This is a genomic window from uncultured Nocardioides sp., assembly GCF_902805925.1.
Taxonomy (GTDB): domain Bacteria; phylum Actinomycetota; class Actinomycetes; order Propionibacteriales; family Nocardioidaceae; genus Nocardioides.
In genome coordinates, this window is sequence record NZ_CADCUP010000108.1 from 1 (window position 1) to 2224 (window position 2224).

The window sequence follows — 2224 nt, forward strand, 5'->3', positions numbered from 1 at the left end:
CCGACGCCCAGCAGGGTCGACGTGCGGGGGCCGCTCGCGGCCGGTGACGTCGTGGTCCTGCGGCAGAACGCCAACCCCGGCTGGGAGGCCGAGCAGGCGGGGGCGGCCCTCGAGCCCGTCGTCGTCGACGGCTGGCAGCAGGGCTGGGTGGCCGCCGGCGGAGCCGAGGTGCGGGCGGTGTTCACCCCGGACCGCGGCTACCGGATCGGCCTGCTGACCGGGCTTCTCGCCCTCCTCGGCCTGGCGGCCGTCACGCTCGTGCCGGACCGGCGCTGGGACGACGGGCACCGTCCCGCCGTCGGTGCGGCCCGCGCTCCGCTCGCGCTCGTCCTGGGGGTCGCCGCGGTCGCGGGCGGGGTGCTGGCGGGCTGGGCCGGCCTGCTGCTGGCGCTCGCGGGATGCCTGGTCGCGGCGGTCCTGGGACGCCGGGCGCCCGACTCGGCGCCGTGGGTGCTGGCGGCCTTCGTGCTGCCGGCGGCCGCGGCGTACGCCCTCCGGCCCTGGGGAGGCGCCGATGAGTGGGCGGGCTACCTCGACTGGCCGCACTACCTGGTGGTGCTGGTGTGCGGCTTCCTCCTCGGCGGGGCGGCGGGTGCCTCCGGTCGCCGCGGCCCGCCGATCTCCTTCAAGCGCATGAAGGGCAGCTCCACCGCGCGGTAGAGCACCTCCGCGGCCACCAGGGTCGCGGCCAGCGTCAGCAGCCAGATCTGCAGGCCGTGGCCCCCGAAGAGCGGGTAGTCGGTGAGCGCCATCACGCCGTAGAGGATCGGCAGGTGGATGCAGAAGACGCTGTAGGAGATGTGGCCCAGGTGCCGCAGCGGTGCCCACGACATGGCCCGTCGGTACGCCGACCCGGCCGGGCCGAAGACGCCCGGGAGCACCACCAGGGCCGCGATCGCGGCGTAGAGGAGGTGCTTGGTCAACGACTGGCCGGGCGTCGCGACGAAGAGGAGCGTGGGCCCGGCGACGGGGCTGCTCGCGACGAGCATCAGCCCGCCGGCGAGCACCCAGCACACACCGGGCATCGAGCCCAGGGACCACAGCCCGCGCACCAGCCGGTGCGGCCGCCGCGACGCCTGGCCGACGACGTGGGCCCACGCGAAGGCGATGCCGACCGCGAACCACACCAGGTAGCCGGGCAGCCACATCATCGGGTTGCCGGAGGTGTGCGCGCCGATCTTGTCGGCGAGGTCGAGGTGCCACCATGCGCTGAGCAGCGCCAGGCCCGCCAGCACGGCGGCGATCCGCCGGGTGCGGAGGCCGCGGTGCGTCCCGAGCGCGAGCCGCATGAGCAGCGGCAGGACGGCGTAGAACGCCACCTCCACCGACAGGCTCCACATCTGGGTGAGCCCCTGGTTCGGGCGGCCCTGGGAGTAGACGTCGCCGAGGAGCAGCGTCGTGACCCACTCACCGACCGTCCGGCCGCGGTTGGCCGGGATCAGCGTGAGGGCGAGGACCACCGTCACGACATAGACCGGGTAGATCCGCAGCAGCCGCTTCCGGTAGTAGCGGTGCACGACGGGCCGGGGCGTCCCCGTGGCCGCCCGGGCCAGCCAGGGCCGGGCGAGGAGGAACCCCGAGAGCACGAAGAACAGGGCGACCCCGATGTCGAGGCGGGAGAGCAGCGAGCCGAGGACGCCGTGGCGCAGGTAGTCGCCCGCCTGGAAGGCGGTGTGCGTGGTGAGCACGGCCACGGCGCCGACGGCGCGCATGGTGTCGAGCACGGGGAACTCCGGCGCCAGCTCGACGCGCGGCTTGGCACGCTTGCTCACTCGAGCACCTCTCCCGGCACCGGCTGCCCCACGACCACCGTGTCCACGCACACCGTGGCGCCGTCGTCGAGCCCGTCGATGCGCACCTCGTCGAACGTCCCGTCCAGCATGACGTAGAGGGTGTTGAGCCCCTGCCGGACGTCGGTGTCCGTCGAGCTGTCGCCGGCGCTGACGGTCACCGCGGAGTCGGTGGACGCGAGGTAGCCGATCTGCACCCACCACGTCCACGGGAACGCCTGCCCCGTCAGCGGGATGTCACGACCTGATCGGCCGACCAGCCACCCGCAGTCCTCGCGGGGGCCCTCCTTCGCGACGACACCTGGCTGGACGAGGACCCGGTGCAACCTCCCGTCGGTCGCGACGATGCCGAGGCGCCCGCTGGCGAGGGGAAACCGGACGTCGTTCTGCAGCAGGGGCAGGAAGGCTCGCACCGAGACGTCGGGCCCGGTGAG

2 protein-coding genes and 1 pseudogene are annotated in these 2224 nt (G+C 74.2%); 1 reads left to right on the forward strand and 2 read right to left on the reverse strand.

Annotation, left to right across the window (positions count from 1 at the left end):
- A pseudogene (locus tag QZX64_RS07510) lies at positions 1-660 on the forward strand (hypothetical protein); the annotation flags it as partial.
- Here the strand turns inward: QZX64_RS07510 and QZX64_RS07515 are convergent.
- Both QZX64_RS07515 and QZX64_RS07520 read right to left on the reverse strand, forming a co-directional pair.
- A complete protein-coding gene (locus QZX64_RS07515) occupies positions 546-1772 on the reverse strand; it encodes an acyltransferase (protein ID WP_295658054.1) in 1227 nt (408 codons plus the stop codon). The pseudogene QZX64_RS07510 and the gene QZX64_RS07515 sit on opposite strands and share 115 nt — an antisense overlap.
- Positions 1769-2224 (reverse strand): hypothetical protein (locus QZX64_RS07520; protein ID WP_295658055.1); only part of this gene is annotated, 456 nt, incomplete at its 5' end. The genes QZX64_RS07515 and QZX64_RS07520, both read right to left, overlap by 4 nt.